The 15,963-nt window shown below is 60.2% G+C and carries 16 protein-coding genes and 2 pseudogenes; 11 read left to right on the top strand and 7 right to left on the bottom strand.

Going from position 1 to position 15,963, the window contains the following annotated elements; genetic code table 11:
- Positions 1 to 205: 205 nt before the first annotated feature.
- The 3 genes from LOY38_RS10230 to LOY38_RS10240 form a co-directional block, all read right to left on the bottom strand.
- Complete coding sequence (locus LOY38_RS10230; RefSeq protein ID WP_258699919.1) at positions 206 to 1,036, bottom strand: alpha/beta fold hydrolase; 831 nt, start codon at positions 1,034 to 1,036, stop codon at positions 206 to 208.
- 255 nt (positions 1,037 to 1,291) lie between these two features.
- On the bottom strand, positions 1,292 to 1,648 hold the full coding sequence (gene queD / locus LOY38_RS10235) for a 6-carboxytetrahydropterin synthase QueD (RefSeq protein ID WP_258699920.1): 357 nt from the start codon (positions 1,646 to 1,648) through the stop codon (positions 1,292 to 1,294).
- Between the two features lie 85 nt (positions 1,649 to 1,733).
- On the bottom strand, positions 1,734 to 2,813 hold the full coding sequence (locus LOY38_RS10240; RefSeq protein WP_258699921.1) for a patatin-like phospholipase family protein: 1,080 nt from the start codon (positions 2,811 to 2,813) through the stop codon (positions 1,734 to 1,736).
- A 243-nt stretch (positions 2,814 to 3,056) separates the two neighbouring features.
- Here LOY38_RS10240 and LOY38_RS10245 point away from each other — a divergent pair, with 243 nt between their 5' ends.
- The 8 genes and pseudogenes from LOY38_RS10245 (at position 3,057) to LOY38_RS10275 (ending at position 9,266) form a co-directional block, all read left to right on the top strand.
- Positions 3,057 to 3,365, top strand: a complete 309-nt coding sequence (locus LOY38_RS10245) for a PepSY domain-containing protein (protein ID WP_258699922.1) — start codon at positions 3,057 to 3,059, stop codon at positions 3,363 to 3,365.
- Positions 3,365 to 3,685, top strand: coding sequence for a PepSY domain-containing protein (locus LOY38_RS10250; protein WP_258699923.1), 321 nt, complete (start codon positions 3,365 to 3,367; stop codon positions 3,683 to 3,685). The genes LOY38_RS10245 and LOY38_RS10250 overlap by 1 nt, the downstream gene beginning before the upstream one ends.
- A gap of 3 nt (positions 3,686 to 3,688) precedes the next feature.
- Complete coding sequence (locus LOY38_RS10255) at positions 3,689 to 4,357, top strand: response regulator transcription factor (protein WP_258699924.1); 669 nt, start codon at positions 3,689 to 3,691, stop codon at positions 4,355 to 4,357.
- Positions 4,354 to 5,667 carry a sensor histidine kinase gene (locus tag LOY38_RS10260; RefSeq protein WP_258699925.1) on the top strand — a complete coding sequence of 438 codons (1,314 nt, stop codon included), beginning with the start codon at positions 4,354 to 4,356 and terminating at the stop codon, positions 5,665 to 5,667. Before LOY38_RS10255 ends, LOY38_RS10260 begins: the two co-directional genes overlap by 4 nt.
- Before the next feature lie 252 nt (positions 5,668 to 5,919).
- The gene (locus LOY38_RS10265; protein WP_258700694.1) at positions 5,920 to 7,236 is read left to right on the top strand and encodes a Na+/H+ antiporter family protein; all 1,317 of its coding nucleotides are present in this window, start codon (positions 5,920 to 5,922) and stop codon (positions 7,234 to 7,236) included.
- A gap of 99 nt (positions 7,237 to 7,335) precedes the next feature.
- Positions 7,336 to 8,106 (top strand): annotated as a pseudogene (locus LOY38_RS30295) (cache domain-containing protein); the annotation flags it as partial.
- 315 nt (positions 8,107 to 8,421) lie between these two features.
- Positions 8,422 to 9,012: pseudogene (locus LOY38_RS30300) on the top strand (methyl-accepting chemotaxis protein); the annotation flags it as partial.
- A 95-nt stretch (positions 9,013 to 9,107) separates the two neighbouring features.
- A complete protein-coding gene (locus tag LOY38_RS10275; RefSeq protein WP_223488708.1) occupies positions 9,108 to 9,266 on the top strand; it encodes a metallothionein in 159 nt (52 codons plus the stop codon).
- Between the two features lie 132 nt (positions 9,267 to 9,398).
- Here the strand turns inward: LOY38_RS10275 and LOY38_RS10280 are convergent, their stop codons facing one another.
- From LOY38_RS10280 to LOY38_RS10290, 3 genes are all read right to left on the bottom strand, one after another.
- Complete coding sequence (locus LOY38_RS10280) at positions 9,399 to 9,626, bottom strand: DUF6555 family protein (RefSeq protein WP_258699927.1); 228 nt, start codon at positions 9,624 to 9,626, stop codon at positions 9,399 to 9,401.
- 132 nt (positions 9,627 to 9,758) lie between these two features.
- Positions 9,759 to 10,793: a purine nucleoside permease gene (locus LOY38_RS10285; RefSeq protein WP_258699928.1), complete on the bottom strand. Its 1,035-nt coding sequence runs from the start codon at positions 10,791 to 10,793 to the stop codon at positions 9,759 to 9,761.
- A gap of 24 nt (positions 10,794 to 10,817) precedes the next feature.
- On the bottom strand, positions 10,818 to 11,774 hold the full coding sequence (locus LOY38_RS10290; RefSeq protein WP_258699929.1) for a nucleoside-specific channel-forming protein Tsx: 957 nt from the start codon (positions 11,772 to 11,774) through the stop codon (positions 10,818 to 10,820).
- 308 nt (positions 11,775 to 12,082) lie between these two features.
- Between LOY38_RS10290 and selD the strand changes: the two genes are divergently transcribed.
- Entirely contained in the window at positions 12,083 to 13,117 is a 1,035-nt protein-coding gene (gene selD, locus LOY38_RS10295; RefSeq protein WP_258699930.1) for a selenide, water dikinase SelD, read from the top strand.
- Positions 13,117 to 14,217 (top strand): tRNA 2-selenouridine(34) synthase MnmH, encoded by a 1,101-nt coding sequence (mnmH, locus tag LOY38_RS10300; protein ID WP_258699931.1) that lies wholly within the window; start codon positions 13,117 to 13,119, stop codon positions 14,215 to 14,217. Before selD ends, mnmH begins: the two co-directional genes overlap by 1 nt.
- A gap of 45 nt (positions 14,218 to 14,262) precedes the next feature.
- Here mnmH and LOY38_RS10305 read toward each other — a convergent pair whose 3' ends face one another.
- The gene (locus LOY38_RS10305; RefSeq protein WP_408980623.1) at positions 14,263 to 14,934 is read right to left on the bottom strand and encodes a histidine phosphatase family protein; all 672 of its coding nucleotides are present in this window, start codon (positions 14,932 to 14,934) and stop codon (positions 14,263 to 14,265) included.
- 317 nt (positions 14,935 to 15,251) lie between these two features.
- Here LOY38_RS10305 and LOY38_RS10310 point away from each other — a divergent pair, with 317 nt between their 5' ends.
- Positions 15,252 to 15,959, top strand: coding sequence for a glutathione binding-like protein (locus tag LOY38_RS10310; protein WP_258699933.1), 708 nt, complete (start codon positions 15,252 to 15,254; stop codon positions 15,957 to 15,959).
- Positions 15,960 to 15,963: the final 4 nt, after the last annotated feature.

Here is a 15,963-nt window from a genome sequence, read left to right on the forward strand (position 1 = left end):
TCGTGCCAATGGCGCGAGGGTGCTGTTACTTATAGCCGAGCAGGCGAATTTGGCCGCAGAAGGGCTCGAAAGCGGTGCACCTGAAGGAACACAGGACTCATGTGGGAGCGAGCCTGCTCGCGATAGCGGTCCGCCAGTCACCCTTGATGCTGGATGTGCCATTGCTATCGCGAGCAGGCTCGCTCCCACAGTCAATGCGGTTTTTTCAGGGGGATGTATGTTGCGGCAAAAACCGCAGCAGCGCCGCCACAATCACCTCCGGGGCATCCTCCTGAACCAGATGCCCCGCATTCGCAATGGCATGAAACTGCGACCCGGCAATCATCTGATGCAACGCCCGTCCGCGCTCGATGGGAATCCACTGATCGTCCTCCCCCCAAAGAATCTGCACCGGGCAGCGAATCGTCGGGTACAGGCCTTCAACCTCGCGGGTATAACGTTCATCCATCTGCGCGATCTGCCGATAGAACGCCGCTTGCCCCGGCTCCCCCAGCCAAGGCCGCACGTAGGGCGCGAGTTCATGATCGGGAATCTCGCGCTTGATCGCGCCACGAATATAGGCCGGCACAATCGCCTGCTGAATGTAATCGGGCAATCCGCTGAACGCCGCTTCATGCTCATGCACATGCTGCACGAACGGTGACCCCCAGGGCGACAGCGCCACCGGGTCGATCAGTGTCAGGCTGCGGTAATCCTTGCCGTTCAGCAGGTGTGCGCGCAACACGGTGGCGCCGCCGAAATCGTGGGCCACCACGTCTGGCTGTTCCAGGCCCCAGTGCTCCAGCAATTGCGCCAACAGTTGGTTTTGCACGCCTAGAGACACATCCCCATTCGGCTGTGTGGATTGCCCGTAACCCAGCAAGTCGAAGTAGTGCACTCGGTGCGTGGTAATGAAATGCGGCGCAATCCGGTGCCACACATAAGAAGAGAAGGGCGTGCCATGCACGAACACCAGCGGCGGGCCGTCGCCACGTACGGCGTAGCGAACGGAGTGCCCGTTGAAGCGATAGGTTTGAGCCAGCGGCCAGTCAGTCATGGGGGCGTCCTCTTGGCGTGTGCGAACCCAAAAGCATAGGCATAAAAAAACAGCCATTGAAGGCTGTTTCTTTATTCACTGACGAAACGCAGTTCTTGTGTGATCGGCTTGTGTGGGAGTCGGGCTTGCCCCGGGCGGCGATCCGACGATGCAGACGGCTCGGTTTAATGTCGAACGGGGTTGATGCCATCGCAGGCAAGCCAGCTCCCACAAAAGCCCGCTCCCACAAGGGATTTTCGTTGTCTTTAGCTCGGTTCACTCACCGCGATAGATGCAGCCGCTGGTGCAGGTCTCATGAATCCGGATCGTGCTGAGTTCCGGCAACAACGGCTTCAACTCATTCCAGATCCACTTGGCCAGTACTTCGCTGGTCGGGTTTTCCAGGCCGGGAATGTCGTTCAGGTAATTGTGGTCCAGGCGCTCGTAGAGCGGCTTGAAGATCTCTTTGATCTCCGAAAAGTCGCGGATCCAGCCTGTGTGTGGATCGAGGTCGCCGCTCAGGTGAATCGCCACTTTGAACGAGTGACCGTGCAGGCGGCCGCACTTGTGGCCGTCCGGCACATGGGGCAGGCGGTGGGCGGACTCGAAGGTAAATTCTTTGAAGATTTCCACAGTGATGTTCAGCTCTTTCAGGTGGCGATCGCCGCGGCGATGCAGGCAGGTGGCGAGTTTACCAGAGCTCTGGGCAAAACACTGACTAAAGGGTCAGCAAGCGCTCGCCGAGGCGACCGTTGGCGGCCAGTTCAAGGAACTCATCGCCCAGGCGACGGCTTTCGTCCATCGTCGCGCGCCAGTACTTCTGCCGGCTCGGGGCATCGCCCATGAAACGCTTGAAGTCGTTACGGTCCGGCAGTTTGCCGTAGGGCAGGCGCGACAGGTATTCCTTCGAAGGCGCCAGCAGCAGAACATCCTGCAAGCGCGCCGGGCAGGCGCGGCGCCACGGCAGCGTCTTGTCGAACCAGCCGGGAATCACCCGGTCGGTGAAGTGCGGGTACAGCACGATGTCGTTGCCGCTGTAGGGCAGGTCGAGGTGATAGTCCAGCAGACCGCCATCGCGGAACGTCCCCGCGCCTGCGCCCGGCAGGTCGCGCACACCTTGCATGACCATCGGGATCGAGCCCGAGGCGAGCAAGGCCTGGCGCAGGTTCCCGGCATCCAGCGAGATGAAGCGCGACGGGAAGTCATTCAGCGCGTTGACCGGTGGTGACAGGCGAGGGTCGTGGATGATCAGCCGCTCGAAATGCCGTGACAGCCGTGCCCGCCCGCGCAGGTTGTCGGCGATCACCGACGACAGGCCCAACCCCAGTCGGCCGCGATGATCGTCGGCCAGCAGGCCGTGGCTTTTGACCACCATGATGTTCAGTCGGTAGTGGGTATTATCCAGAATCGAGGCATCGCGGCCGTCGAGCAAGTCATCGAGCATGCGCCGGGAACTCTGGCTGATCTGCGCCATGGTCACACCCTTGGCGAAGTTCTGTTCGGTGTACAGATGACCGAGGCGGCGCAGGCCTTCGGCGGCATCCGGCAGGCAGGCGCTGGCGAACCGCCAGGCACCCACCGACGCGCCGATCAGCGAGCGCTCCCGGGGCGCCGCCGGCAGCCACTCGCCGAACAGCGCCAGGTCCAGACCCTGAATTCCCAGCGCTTTCGGACCACCGGCGGCGCCTGGCAGCGTACCGACATCGGCAGCGCTCAAACCGTTGGCACGGATGCGCGCCAGGGCACGTGGGCCGGCCTTGAGGGTCAGGGATGGGAACTTGATGTGGAACGCGGTCATACCGGTCTCGATGTCTGGCAAGCGGGGGATTATGTGGGAGCGGGCTTGCTCGCGAAAGCGCTGTAGCAGTCGACATTTTTTTTGAATGTTGAACCGCTTTCGCGAGCAAGCCCGCTCCCACAGGTTTTGTATCGGGTTGCGATGTCGTGTTGCCATCTTTGATGATGGCAATTCAGTTTCAATTAAGTTCGAATCGCTAAGGTAGCTCCCGTAGGCAACACATAAAAAATACGGAACCACCCCATGAAAATCCTGACTGCCCTGTTCACCGCCTCCATCATTGGCCTGACCGCCAGCATCGCCCACGCGCGTGACCTGGGCCCCGACGAAGCCCTGAGGCTGCGCGACGCTGGTACCATTGTGTCTTTCGAGAAGCTCAACGCTACCGCATTGGCCAAACATCCCGGTTCGACCGTCACCGAAGCCGAGCTCGGAGAAGCGTACGGCAAGTACATCTATCAAGTGGAATTGCGCGACGCTCAGGGCATTGAGTGGGACCTGGAATTGGATGCCGTCAGCGGGCAGGTTCTCAAGGATCATCAGGATACGTAATGAAGGTGTTTTTTTTAAATCGACGTGCCAGCAGTCGCATGGCGCTGGTACTTCTGGCTTTTTGCTCGACGGTCATGGCCCGCGACCTGGATCAGGACGAGGCCCTGCGCCTGCGCCAGCAAGGGGTGATCCTGCCGCTGGAGCAGCTGTTGCAGCAAGCGCTGGACCGTTACCCCGGGGCCAAGCTGCTGGAAGCCGAGCTTGAAGAAAAACACGACGTTTATATTTATGAGGTCGAGCTGCTGACCACTGAAGGCGTGGTGCGCGAACTGGACCTGGACGCCATCACCGGCCATTTATTGAAAGACAAGGAAGATTGACCGATGCGTTTGCTCCTGGTGGAAGACCACGTGCCGCTGGCGGACGAATTGATGGCCGGCCTCAACCGGCAGGGTTACGCCGTGGACTGGCTGGCCGATGGCCGCGACGCGGTGTACCAGGGCAGCAGCGAACCGTATGACCTGATCATCCTCGACCTCGGCCTGCCGGGTTTGCCGGGGCTCGAGGTGCTGGCGCAGTGGCGGGCCGGTGGCCTGGCCACGCCAGTGCTGATCCTCACGGCGCGGGGTTCCTGGGCCGAACGGATCGAGGGCCTCAAGGCCGGCGCCGACGATTACCTGAGCAAACCCTTCCATCCGGAAGAACTGCACCTGCGCATTCAGGCGTTGTTGCGCCGCTCCCACGGCCAGGCCAATCAGCCGACGCTCAAGGCCGCCGGGCTGCACCTGGACGAAGGTCGCCAGTGCGTGACCCGCGACGGCGCCGACATCCAGCTCACCGCCGCCGAGTTCCGCCTGCTGCGCTATTTCATGCTGCACCCCGAACAGATCCTTTCCAAAAACCACCTCGCCGAACACCTTTACGACGGTGAAACCGAGCGCGATTCCAACGTGCTGGAAGTCCACGTCAACCACCTGCGCCGCAAGCTCGGCCGCAGTGTGATCGAAACCCGGCGCGGTCAGGGTTATCTGTTCGGCGGGCAAGCCCAGTGAGGTCGATCCAGCGCCGTTTGAGCCTGGGCCTGATCAGCGTAATGGTGATCGTCGGCCTGGTGCTGGCGCAAACCAGCCTGTGGCTGTTCGAAGTGGGTTTGCAGCGCTACCTCGAAGCCGGGTTGCGCAACGACAGCGAAAACCTGCTGGTGGCGCTGGTGCGTGGCCCGCAGGGGTTGCAACTGGATGAGCGGCATTTGGCGCCGGCCTATCAGCGACCGTTTTCCGGGCATTACTTTCGCATCGACTTTGCCGACAGCCAATGGCGTTCCCGCTCGTCATGGGATCAGGACCTGCCGCGGCTCGACCATCCCGGCTTGCACAGCAATTTGCAATTGGGGCCGGGAGGGCAGCAGTTGTTGGTGTTGCGTTCGGACTATCGTCGGCTGGGCCAGGCGATCTCCATCAGCGTTGCTCAGGATTACACCCCGGTGCGTGAGAGTTTCCGGCGCATGCAACAGGTCGGCCTCGGGCTGGGGCTGGCGGGGTTGTTGCTGATTTTGCTGTTGCAGCGGATCACCGTGCGCCGCGCCTTGCGCCCGCTGGAAAAGGCCCGCGAACAAATAGCCCAGTTGCAGCAGGGTCAGCGTTCGCAACTCGACGAAGCAGTGCCGGTGGAGCTGGAACCGCTGGTGGCGCAGATCAACCATTTGCTGGCCCACACCGAAGACAGCCTCAAACGTTCGCGCAATGCGTTGGGCAACCTCGGCCATGCCTTGAAAACGCCGTTGGCGGTACTGCTGAGCCTGGCTTCAAGCGAGCAACTCGATGCGCACCCGCAGCTGCGCAAAGTCATTCAGACGCAACTGGAACAGGTCCGGCAGCGACTCAATCGCGAACTCAACCGCGCCCGCTTGTCCGGTGATGCGCTGCCGGGGGCATTGTTCGATTGCGACGCCGAACTGCCGGGGCTGCTGGCCACGTTGAGCATGATTCACGGTGAACACCTCGACCTGAGCTACCGGGCGCCGGCCGGTTTGCAACTGCCGTGGGATCGCGAAGATTTGCTGGAGTTGCTGGGCAACCTGTTGGACAACGCCTGCAAATGGGCGGATGCCGATGTGCGCTTGAGTGTGGTCGAAACGGCAGAAAGGTTTGAGTTGAGCGTGGAAGACGATGGACCGGGGATTCCCGAAGACCAGCGCGAACAGGTGTTCAGTCGCGGTACCCGGCTCGACGAACAGACCGATGGGCATGGACTGGGGTTGGGCATCGTGCGCGACATCGTCGACACTTGGGGCGGGGTGTTGCAGTTGCAGGAGAGCGAGTGGGGTGGGTTGAAGGTGACGATCGAATTGCCAAAACGCTAACACCACTCTGAAGGACCCTGCAGAACCTGTGGATCTTCAGTGGACGCAGAATTTACGTCACTCGCGAAACTGATCCATCAAGCGCTGTTGCTGATTCGCAATCCATTACATATCGGCAATGGCCGTTCGCTTTGACAAGGGAACGATGCTGCGGCACAGTGCGCGCCCTCTAATAAAACCCTTCCTTTAATCCGCTGGCGGCTCATGCAGACTGCCGGCCGGACTCATTCCGTTTGCCTTGAGGTAACGATGATTAATGCAGTAATTGCCGCGGTCGGCATCATGCTGATACTCAGCCTGTCCCGCGTGCATGTGGTGATCGCGCTGATCGTTGGCGCGCTGGTGGGTGGCTTGACCGGTGGTCTGGGCATCGACGCGACGCTCAAAGCCTTCAACAACGGCCTCGGCGGCGGGGCGACGGTGGCGTTGTCCTACGCCTTGCTTGGCGCGTTCGCGGTGGCCATCGCCAAGTCTGGCCTGGCCCATGCGCTGGCCGACAAAGCCCTGGCCATGGTCGATCGCCAGCACGCCAACGGTGGCGGCAATGTCAAATGGTTGCTGATCGGTTTGCTGTGGGTGGTGGCCATTGCCTCGCAGAACATTTTGCCGATTCATATCGCTTTTATCCCGTTGCTGGTGCCGCCTCTTTTATATGTGCTGACCAAACTGCAACTGGACCGTCGGTTGATCGCCTGCGTCATCACCTTTGGGCTGATCACGCCGTACATGTTCCTGCCCGTGGGCTTCGGCAATATCTTCCTCAATGAAATCCTGCTGGCCAACGTCGCCCGTAGTGGCGTAGACATCAGCGGCATCAACGTCACCCATGCCATGGGCATTCCGGCGCTGGGCATGGTGTTTGGCCTCGGGGCAGCGTTCATCAGTTACCGCAAGAAGCGGGTTTACGACCTGGAAAAGATCGAGCAGGTCGAACAGGTCGCGGTGCAGTACAACCCGTTGAGCCTGATGGTCGCCGGGCTGGCCATTGCCGCCGCGTTCATCATTCAGCTGCTGCTGGACTCGATGATTATCGGGGCGCTGGTGGGTTTCCTGATCTTCTCGGCATCGGGCATCGTCAAGTGGCGTGAAACCGATGACCTGTTCACCGAAGGCATGAAAATGATGGCGATGATCGGCTTCATCATGATCGCCGCGTCCGGGTTTGCCGAAGTGATGAAAGCCACCGGTCATGTGCAGACACTGGTGGAGTCCTCGGCCTCATGGATCGACCACAGCAAAGGCATCGGTGCGCTGTTGATGCTGCTGGTGGGCCTGTTGGTGACCATGGGCATTGGCTCGTCGTTTTCCACGGTACCGATTCTGGCGGCGATTTTCGTGCCGTTGTGCGTACAGCTGGGCTTCAGCCCGATCGCCATCGTGTGCATCGTCGGCACTGCCGGCGCATTGGGCGATGCCGGCTCACCGGCGTCGGATTCGACCCTGGGCCCGACCTCCGGTCTGAACATCGACGGCCAGCATCACCACATCTGGGACACCGTGGTCCCGACTTTCCTGCACTACAACCTGCCGCTGCTGGCGTTCGGCTGGGTGGCGGCGATGGTCCTGTAAAACACCCCGCTCCCACAAGGACCACATTCAACTTTTGCTGCGGCGTGCCGTTATAGACTTTAACCACGCCAACAAAATCACAGAGTGAACGTCATGCGCATGAGTCTGAAGGCCAAAGTTCTGTCCCTTGCCGTCCTCCCGGTGCTGCTCTTTGCGCTGGTCATCAGCCTGACCACACTGTTCATTCTGCAAGAGCAGGCCAGCAAGGAAGTCGAGGAAACCCGTCAGCGCCTGCTCAGCGATGCCAAGGCGACCTTGCAAAGCTACGTCGCCGTGGCCATGACCACGATCAAACCGCTCTACGACGCGGCCGCCCCCGGCGATGACGCGGCGCGGGCCCAGGTGATCAAGTTGCTGTCGAGCATCACCTACGGCAAGGACGGCTACTTCTTCGGCTACGACTCCAACATCGTGCGTCTGTTCAAGGCCAACAGCCCTGAAGGCCTGGGCCAGAGCTTCAAGGACAATCGCGACCCGAACGGGGTCTACATCAACCGCGATCTGGTGAAAGTCGCCAAGGACGGTACCCACTACCTGCAATACAGCTCGACGATGCCCGGTAACACCCAAGTGCTGGTACCCAAGCTTGGCTACACCGAATACCTGCCCAAGTGGGACATGGCATTCGGCACCTCGATCAATCTCGACGGCATCGAGGCTCAAGTGGCGGTGGTCGAGGCCAAGGTCCAGGAACGCATGCAAGGCGTGGTGCTGAGCATTGTCGGGATTGCCGTGGTGGTGCTGCTGGTGATCGCCGCTGCCGGGATGCTGCTGGCCAATACCATCCTGCGTCCGCTGAACCTGATGAAGGCCAACCTCGATGACATCGCGGCGGGCGAGGGCGACCTGACCCGGCGCCTGACCATCACCAGCCAGGATGAACTCGGCGAACTGGCTGGCTCGTTCAACCGTTTTGTCGACAAGATCCACGGTTTGGTGCGTCAGATCACCGAAATGACCTCGCAACTGACCGGGTTGGTAAATCAGGTGTCCGATCAGGCTCAGCGCTCGGATCAGGCCATGGAACGTCAGCGTCACGAGACCGATCAGGTGGCCACGGCGATCAATGAAATGTCGGCGGCAGCCCAGGAAGTGGCCAAGAGCGCGCAAAACGCGGCCGTCGCGGCCCAGCAGACCGACGAAGAGGGCCAGGCCGCCAAGCGCGTGGTAGCCGGCAGCATCGTGAAGATTCATGCGCTGGTGAACGACATTCGCAGCAGCGGCGTGTCCCTCGACAGCCTGCAGAAAGATGTGTCGTCAATTGTCAGCGTGCTCGGGGTGATCCGCTCGATTGCCGAACAGACCAACCTTCTGGCGCTCAACGCCGCCATTGAAGCGGCTCGCGCCGGTGAGGCCGGGCGTGGTTTTGCGGTAGTCGCCGACGAAGTTCGGGCGCTGGCCAGCCGCACACAAATCAGCACCCAGGAAATCCAGGGCATGATCGACCGCTTGCAGGCCGGCACCCAATCGGCGGTCGAGTCCATGCGCCGCTCCAGCGAGGCCGGCGACGGCACCTCGGCCCAGGCCAACGAGGCCGGGGCCTCTCTGGACGCCATGGCCCAGCTGATCGGCACCATCAACTCGATGAATGCCCAGATTGCCAGCGCCGCCGAAGAGCAAACCGCCGTGGCCGAAGAGATCAACCGAAGCGTGCACCAGATCGCCGTGGCGGTGGACAGCGTCGCCGACGAAACTCAGCTCGGCGCCCAGACCTCGCGCAGCCTGGCTGATCTCGGCCAGCGCCTGGGGCAACTGGTCGGGCAATTCCGCATTTGATGCTGTGAACAGGGCAGGGCTGACTGCAACTCCTACACTGGTAATACGGTGCGCATCCGTCGCACCCGGACGACCATCACCATGGAGTCAGACTCATGAACGACGGTACCTGCGACTGCCCCAAATGCTCATGCAAACTGGGTGAGCACCCCATCGTGCGTCACGGCAAGCACTATTGCTGTGAAGGCTGCGCCAAACATCACGAACACGGCGAAGAATGCTCTACCAAAGGCTGCAAGTGCGCTAAGCACTGACTATTCAGCCAAAAAAGTGGAGCCATTGGGAGTCTGTTAAGGGGCGGAACCTGTGGGAGCGAGCAAGCCCGCTCCCACAGGAATTGCGTTTAGCTGCCCAGCATTAGCTCAATGGCTCCTCCCTTTCAAAGCTCAACTCGCCGGTCGCCAGGTAACGTTCTCGACGCCGAATTTTTCCGCCAGCGGTTTACTGGTCTTTTGCACCTTCTCGCGGCCAAAGCGCGGGATCCGTCCGACTCCGGCGTCGCAACTGGCCCAGTGCCAAGCCTCTGCGTTGTCCATTTTCTCCAGGCGAATAATGAAAGACTTGGGTTTGCCGTGAAGGGTGTACTCAATGACGAATAGTTTTGCGTTGTTCATAAAGCCTGTTTTCCTCCCTGTTGTAATAGAAGGATCGCGGGGCGCGCGAAAAATTCAGTCGGATTGTCAGTTGCCATAACCCAATCAAAGTGGGAACAAGCTTGCTCCCACTTTGGGTTTTGTAGCGTCAGATCAGGCTTCAGGCACGCCTTTTTCCCAAACCGACCAGTTCTGCAAAATATCCTGCACCAGCGGATTTCCCGTGCGGTACAGGTTCTCCAGTGCCGGCACAAACCCGCCCTGATCGGCATATTTGAGCAAGTTATCCACCTCGCTCTGGCCCGGTGCCGGTCGGTCGAAGTCGGAACCGGCGCGCACCACCGCCAGACGCCGGACATCCACCAAGCCTTCGCGGCTAGCGCGCAGTAGCGCCTCGTAGGTGGAGTTGTCTTCCTGCTGAGTGGTGCAGTAGACACCTTCGTTGTTGGTCAGCAGCCGGGTCCAGACTTCCGCCCGCTCACTCAACCGCGTTCCGGAAAACCAGGTATTACCCGCCAGCGTGTCGCACCGGGTCACTACCGGCGGCTGATTGGCCGGGGCCGAGGGGTATTTCAAGCGCCACGCCGCCGACTCCTTGCTCTCGCTCAGCTCGACCTTGTGGCTCAGGGCGAAGGCCTTGGCCTGCAACTTCGGATTGAGTTCGAACACTTCAGTCTTGTAGTCCAGCGGCGGCTTTTCGTTCGGGCCTTTGGTGTTGATGCCCAGATAACCGGTCGGCCAGTCTTTCGGCGCGTCCCGGGAATCCAGTTCCCACTGGGTGCCGAACTCCACCAGATAGTGCGCCCACGCGGTGGTGCCGAGGGTGCCGTGTTTCGGGCTGATACCGGCAATCCCGGCGATCAGGAAGTAACTTTTACGCAGGTCGAATTTCGGCGACAGCGCCAGGGCCAGGGTCGAGGCGGCGGCGTTGGTCTGGCCCATGCCGGTGACCATCAGGCATACCTGTTGGGTGTTGCAGCGAATGTTCGGGTACTCGGCGGACAGGCCCGGTACGCGCACTTCTTGCTTGAGTTCCAGGCGATCGATCCAGTTCTGCGCCTCGGGGGCGAACATGGTGATCAGCATCACTTTCGGCTGGATCGGTGCTTCTACCGCCCAGGCAGAGGAAGAGAGCAGGGTGCTTACCGCAAAACCGACAGACAGGGAAAGACGCGTCATTGCCTTCATAAAACCTCCTGATTCAAATAAGCCTTAAAACTGATAGCCAACACCGGCGTAGTAGCCCCAGCCGTTGGAACGGGCGCGGAAGTTTCCGTCGCCGAAATTCAACTCACTGCCGTCCTCCCAGTTGCCGCCGTTGTGGAAGTAACGGCCGACCAGGGTGAATCGCAAGTGGGTGAAGGCGTAGAGCAACACGTTGGTGGCCACGGTGGCATTGGCGGTACGGGCCGGGTTGTCCTTGTGCAGGTCGGAGCCGAAGTCGAAGTTGGTAAAACCGATATAGGTCAACGAAGCGCCGTTGCTGAAACTGCTGATGGGCACGATGTATTTGAGTTGGGCGCGGTAGCCGTCCCACGAATACTCGTTGCTGGCGCCGTAGTTTTCCCACTGGTAACGACCATAGAAGTTGGCCGACAGGTTGACCCGCGAATGGGTGTCGATGTCGGTGCCCAGGCCGCTGTACAGCGTGTTGGCGCGGTTGGCGCTGTTGCTGCCGTGGTCGTAGATCCAGTCGAACGCCACGTACCATTCCTTGAATGGCCCGACGGCCAGGCTGCGGCCGGCCAGGTAGTCGATGGAGATGCGCGGTTCGTGCTCCATGAATACCGGCGAGCCGTGGTCCCACACGCCTTTGTCATGGCTGTTGCCGATGTCGAAGATCTTCGGAATGTCGATGTAGCCGTACAACTCGAACGGCCCCTTGCGACCGAAGTACTCGTATTCCAGATAGATATCGTCGGCCGGTTGCGGGCCGAAGCTGATGTCTTTGCTGCCGATGACGGTCAGGTCCTGGTTGAACCAGTCTGACAGGTACGCGCCTTTTTTCGGCAGGTTGGCTTCAGGGCTGAGGGCTTCGCCCTGGGCGGATTCTTCGGCGGCGGCCGGTTGGGCCAAAACGTGGCTGCTGAGTAGTCCTGTAACGCTGGCCAGCAGCAAGGAAACAGCAAACGTGCGCGAGCGAGTCCCGCGGTTGGAGGTGCAATGCATTAAAAGTCCCTTTTCGTGCGGATCGAAGGCCCGGTGGTGCGGGCCTGCGCGATTAAGTGGCGAACAGGCCGGTATCGGCGACTCGCAAACGTTTGCACAAGGCATACCAGTTTATTCAATACGCTGAAAAATAGAGGGAATTGGTGGTTTTGCTGTCCTTTCGGTCAAGGATCTCGGGGAATAGGGCAAAGGAGACCTACCTGAGTGCACCAAAGCGAGTGTCGTTGCACAAAGATCGTACTTACGCGCCCTCCTACAAATGGGGGTTGCTGTAGAATCCTGGGCATTGACTTCACAAGGTGCATCCCATGAGCGAGCCGATTCGTCTGACCCAGTACAGCCACGGCGCAGGGTGTGGCTGCAAGATTTCACCCCAGGTGCTGGAAGTGATTCTGGCCGGCAGCGGGGCGCAGAATCTGGACCCGAAACTCTGGGTCGGCAATGCCTCGCGCGATGACGCGGCGGTGTATGCCATCGACGAAGAGCGCGGCGTGGTGTCGACCACTGACTTCTTTATGCCGATCGTCGACGACCCGTTCGATTTCGGCCGCATCGCCGCCACCAACGCCATCAGTGACATTTACGCCATGGGCGGCGATCCGTTGATGGCGATTGCGATCCTCGGCTGGCCGGTCAATGTGCTGGCACCGGAGATTGCCCGGGAAGTGATTCGTGGTGGGCGTTCGGTCTGCGATGAGGCGGGGATTCCTCTGGCCGGTGGCCATTCCATCGACGCGCCGGAACCGATCTTCGGCCTGGCCGTGACCGGGCTGGTGGAAAAGCGCCACATGAAGCGCAACGACACCGCCACCGCCGGGTGCCTGCTGTACCTCACCAAACCCTTGGGCATCGGCATCCTTACCACGGCCGAGAAGAAGGGCAAGTTGCGCCATGCCGACATCGGCCTGGCCCGCGACTGGATGTGCACCCTGAACAAACCCGGCAGCCGTTTCGGCAAACTCGATTGCGTGACCGCGATGACCGATGTCACCGGTTTCGGCCTGCTCGGGCACCTGGTGGAAGTGGCCGACGGCAGCAACGTGACCGCCCGCATCGGCTATGACCGGGTGCCGCGCCTGCCGGGTGTCGAGTATTACCTCGATCAGGGCTGCGTGCCGGGCGGCACGCTGCGCAATTTCGACAGTTACGCCAGTAAGGTCGGTCGGCTCCAGGAGTTGCACAAACGCGTGCTCTGCGACCCGCAGACCAGCGGCGGCCTGCTGATTGCGGTTACCCCTGAAGGCAACGAACACTTCCTCACGGTTGCCGCCGAGCTTGGCCTGAGCCTTGAGCCGATCGGCGAACTGGTTGACCGACAGACCCACGCGGTAGAGGTGGTTTGATGTCCAGCGAATTCACCGATTACCGCGACATCTTCCTCAACGGCCGGCCGATGATGGATGTGCGCGCGCCGGTCGAATTCCTCAAGGGCTCATTTCCCGGCGTGATCAACCTGCCGCTGATGAATGACCACGAGCGGCAACGGGTCGGCACTTGCTACAAGCAGCACGGTCAGCAAGCGGCCATTACGCTGGGGCATCAATTGGTGGCCGGCCAGATCAAGGCCGAGCGCATCCAGGCCTGGGCCGATTTTGCCCGGGCTCATCCGGAGGGTTATTTGTATTGTTTTCGCGGCGGCTTGCGTTCGCAAATCGTTCAGCAATGGCTGAAGGACGAAGCGGGTATCGACTATCCGCGGGTCGGTGGCGGCTACAAGGCCATGCGCACCTTTTTGCTCGATACGCTCGATCAGGCCGTTGCCCAGTGCGATTTCGTTTTGCTGGGCGGCATGACCGGCACTGGCAAGACCGAGGTGCTCACGCAGTTGAGCAACGGGCTGGACCTTGAAGGTCACGCCCATCATCGCGGCTCCAGTTTCGGCAAGCGCGCCACCGGCCAACCCTCCAACATCGACTTTGAAAACCGTTTGGCCGTGGACGTGCTGAAGAAGCGCGCCCGCGGCATCGAACAGTTCGTGCTGGAAGACGAGAGCCGCGCGATTGGCAGTTGCGCCTTACCGTTGCCGCTGTATCAGGGCATGCAGCAGTTTCCGATGGTTTGGCTGGAAGACAGCCTGGAAGGGCGGGTCGAGCGGATCCTGCGTGATTACGTGGTGGACTTGTGCGCCGAGTTCATTGAAGTGCATGGCGATGAAGGCTTCGCGCTGTTTTCCGAACGTTTGCTGGCGAGCCTGAACAATGTCCAGAAACGGTTGGGTGGCGAACGTCATCAGCGGATGTTGACCTTGATGGAAGATGCGCTGGCAGAACAGGCGAACAGCGGTGCGGTGGATTTGCACCGGGGCTGGATCGAAGGGTTGCTGCGCGAATATTACGACCCGATGTATGCGTTTCAGCGGGAGAAGAAGGGTACGCGGATTGAGTTTGTCGGGGAGCGGGGGGCTGTCATTGAGTATCTGCGGGAGCGGGCTTGCCCACGATGAGGCCGAGAAAGGCACTATAAAACTCGAAGCCACCACGATCACAGCTTACGTCGGACAGCTCTCCCGACCGTTATCCAGCCCCTGCTTGTAGCTGTGACTCTGCAGACTGGCCTTGCCGTTGTGCCAGGTCAGCGTGAGCACGTACAGCGAGTCGTAGTCGCTCGATTCCCAGTCATCGGTAATGTTCTGTTTTGTACCGACGGCTTCCCCGGCGACTTTGTTGATCAGCTCGGGCAGATAGCCGTGGGACCAGGCCGTATAAATGACCGAATTGTGATACTTGTCGTGCAGCAGTTCATCCGCCAGATCGCTGGTGTCGTTGGCCGAGAAGTTGATGTTCACCGGCAAGCCGAGCTTGATCGCGCTGGGGCTGATGGTCATCAGGGGGCGAATGTAACTGTAGGAGTTATCCAATTCGCCTTCCTCGACATTGCGCGTCGGGTTGGCGGCAAACACGTAATTGGCTTTGCCGAATTTTTCCGGCAACAAGGTGGCCAGGTCGATGGCGCGGTTCAGCCCCTGACAATTGAGCTGACCCAGGCCGCCGGCGGGTTTTTCCGCGTGGCGCAGAAATACCAGCGTCTGAGTGCCGTCCGCCGGTTGGGCGCGGCTTTCGCTGGACTCAAGCGACAAAAACAATGCGCTGACCGCCAGCAGGGAGGGCAGGAAGACGTAGGCGCGATGTTGGAAACGTTTGGCGAATTTCAAAGGATTCATCATCGAATTAGTGATCTTCAGCGCATTCGGTTAAGGCTGACAAACCTTGACACCGCGAGCTTTCAGCATCGGGTGTATCCCATGTCGTTGACCCGGTCCGTTTTCTACAGGGCAATGCTCAGAGTCCTCCGAAGCCCTTTGGTTCGATCCGAGCGAGGTGCCTGGCACTTTAGCGGCAACCTTGAACGGATTGGGGGAAAGGTTATCGACAGGATGTTGCGGATTTAAGTAAACCATTGGTGGCCATGAAAAGATTACAACCGTCGGTCGGTGATCCTGGATTATGCTCAGCCTTTTCTTTGTACCGGATGCCCCTCATGACCGATTTGTCTGCATTCCCCATCACCCGAAAATGGCCGGCCCGGTACCCGGAGTGGATTCAGCTCTATTCCTTGCCAACGCCCAATGGCGTCAAGGTTTCGATCATGCTAGAAGAGATCGGAATGCCCTACGAGCCGCATCGCGTGGGCTTCGACACCAACGATCAGCTGTCCCCCGAATTTCTGTCACTGAACCCCAATAACAAGATCCCGGCGATCCTCGACCCCCACGGTCCGGGGGACCAACCGCTGGCGCTGTTCGAGTCCGGGGCGATTCTGATTTACCTCGCCGACAAGAGCGGGCAACTGCTGGCGCAGGAATCGGCGGCGCGTTACGAGACCGTTCAGTGGTTGATGTTTCAGATGGGCGGTATCGGGCCGATGTTCGGTCAGCTCGGTTTCTTCAACAAATTCGCCGGCAAGGACTACGAAGACAAGCGTCCCCGTGATCGCTACGTCGACGAAAGCAAGCGCCTGCTCAACGTCCTGGATGACCGTCTGCAAGGGCGTGACTGGATCATGGGCGAGCGCTACACCATCGCCGACATCGCGACCTTTCCGTGGGTGCGCAACCTGATCGGCTTCTACGAGGCCGGCGATTTGGTGGGCATCCAGAATTTCCCCAATGTCACCCGCGTGCTGGAGCGTTTTCTGGCAAGGCCGGCGGTGATTCGCGGGCTGGAAATCCCCAAACAACCTCTTTGAACCC

Source organism: Pseudomonas sp. B21-015, from assembly GCF_024749285.1.
Classification (GTDB): Bacteria; Pseudomonadota; Gammaproteobacteria; order Pseudomonadales; family Pseudomonadaceae; genus Aquipseudomonas.

Excerpts from the sequence above, each read along its gene's own strand:
- LOY38_RS10230 (WP_258699919.1), bottom strand. The coding sequence starts at position 1,036 with ATGACTGACTGGCCGCTGGCTCAAACCTATCGCTTCAACGGGCACTCC.
- LOY38_RS10240 (WP_258699921.1), bottom strand. The coding sequence starts at position 2,813 with ATGACCGCGTTCCACATCAAGTTCCCATCCCTGACCCTCAAGGCCGGC.
- LOY38_RS10245 (WP_258699922.1), top strand. The coding sequence starts at position 3,057 with ATGAAAATCCTGACTGCCCTGTTCACCGCCTCCATCATTGGCCTGACC.
- LOY38_RS10250 (WP_258699923.1), top strand. The coding sequence starts at position 3,365 with ATGAAGGTGTTTTTTTTAAATCGACGTGCCAGCAGTCGCATGGCGCTG.
- LOY38_RS10255 (WP_258699924.1), top strand. The coding sequence starts at position 3,689 with ATGCGTTTGCTCCTGGTGGAAGACCACGTGCCGCTGGCGGACGAATTG.
- LOY38_RS10275 (WP_223488708.1), top strand. The coding sequence starts at position 9,108 with ATGAACGACGGTACCTGCGACTGCCCCAAATGCTCATGCAAACTGGGT.
- LOY38_RS10280 (WP_258699927.1), bottom strand. The coding sequence starts at position 9,626 with ATGAACAACGCAAAACTATTCGTCATTGAGTACACCCTTCACGGCAAA.
- LOY38_RS10285 (WP_258699928.1), bottom strand. The coding sequence starts at position 10,793 with ATGAAGGCAATGACGCGTCTTTCCCTGTCTGTCGGTTTTGCGGTAAGC.
- LOY38_RS10290 (WP_258699929.1), bottom strand. The coding sequence starts at position 11,774 with ATGCATTGCACCTCCAACCGCGGGACTCGCTCGCGCACGTTTGCTGTT.
- selD (WP_258699930.1), top strand. The coding sequence starts at position 12,083 with ATGAGCGAGCCGATTCGTCTGACCCAGTACAGCCACGGCGCAGGGTGT.
- mnmH (WP_258699931.1), top strand. The coding sequence starts at position 13,117 with ATGTCCAGCGAATTCACCGATTACCGCGACATCTTCCTCAACGGCCGG.
- LOY38_RS10305 (WP_408980623.1), bottom strand. The coding sequence starts at position 14,934 with ATGAATCCTTTGAAATTCGCCAAACGTTTCCAACATCGCGCCTACGTC.
- LOY38_RS10310 (WP_258699933.1), top strand. The coding sequence starts at position 15,252 with ATGACCGATTTGTCTGCATTCCCCATCACCCGAAAATGGCCGGCCCGG.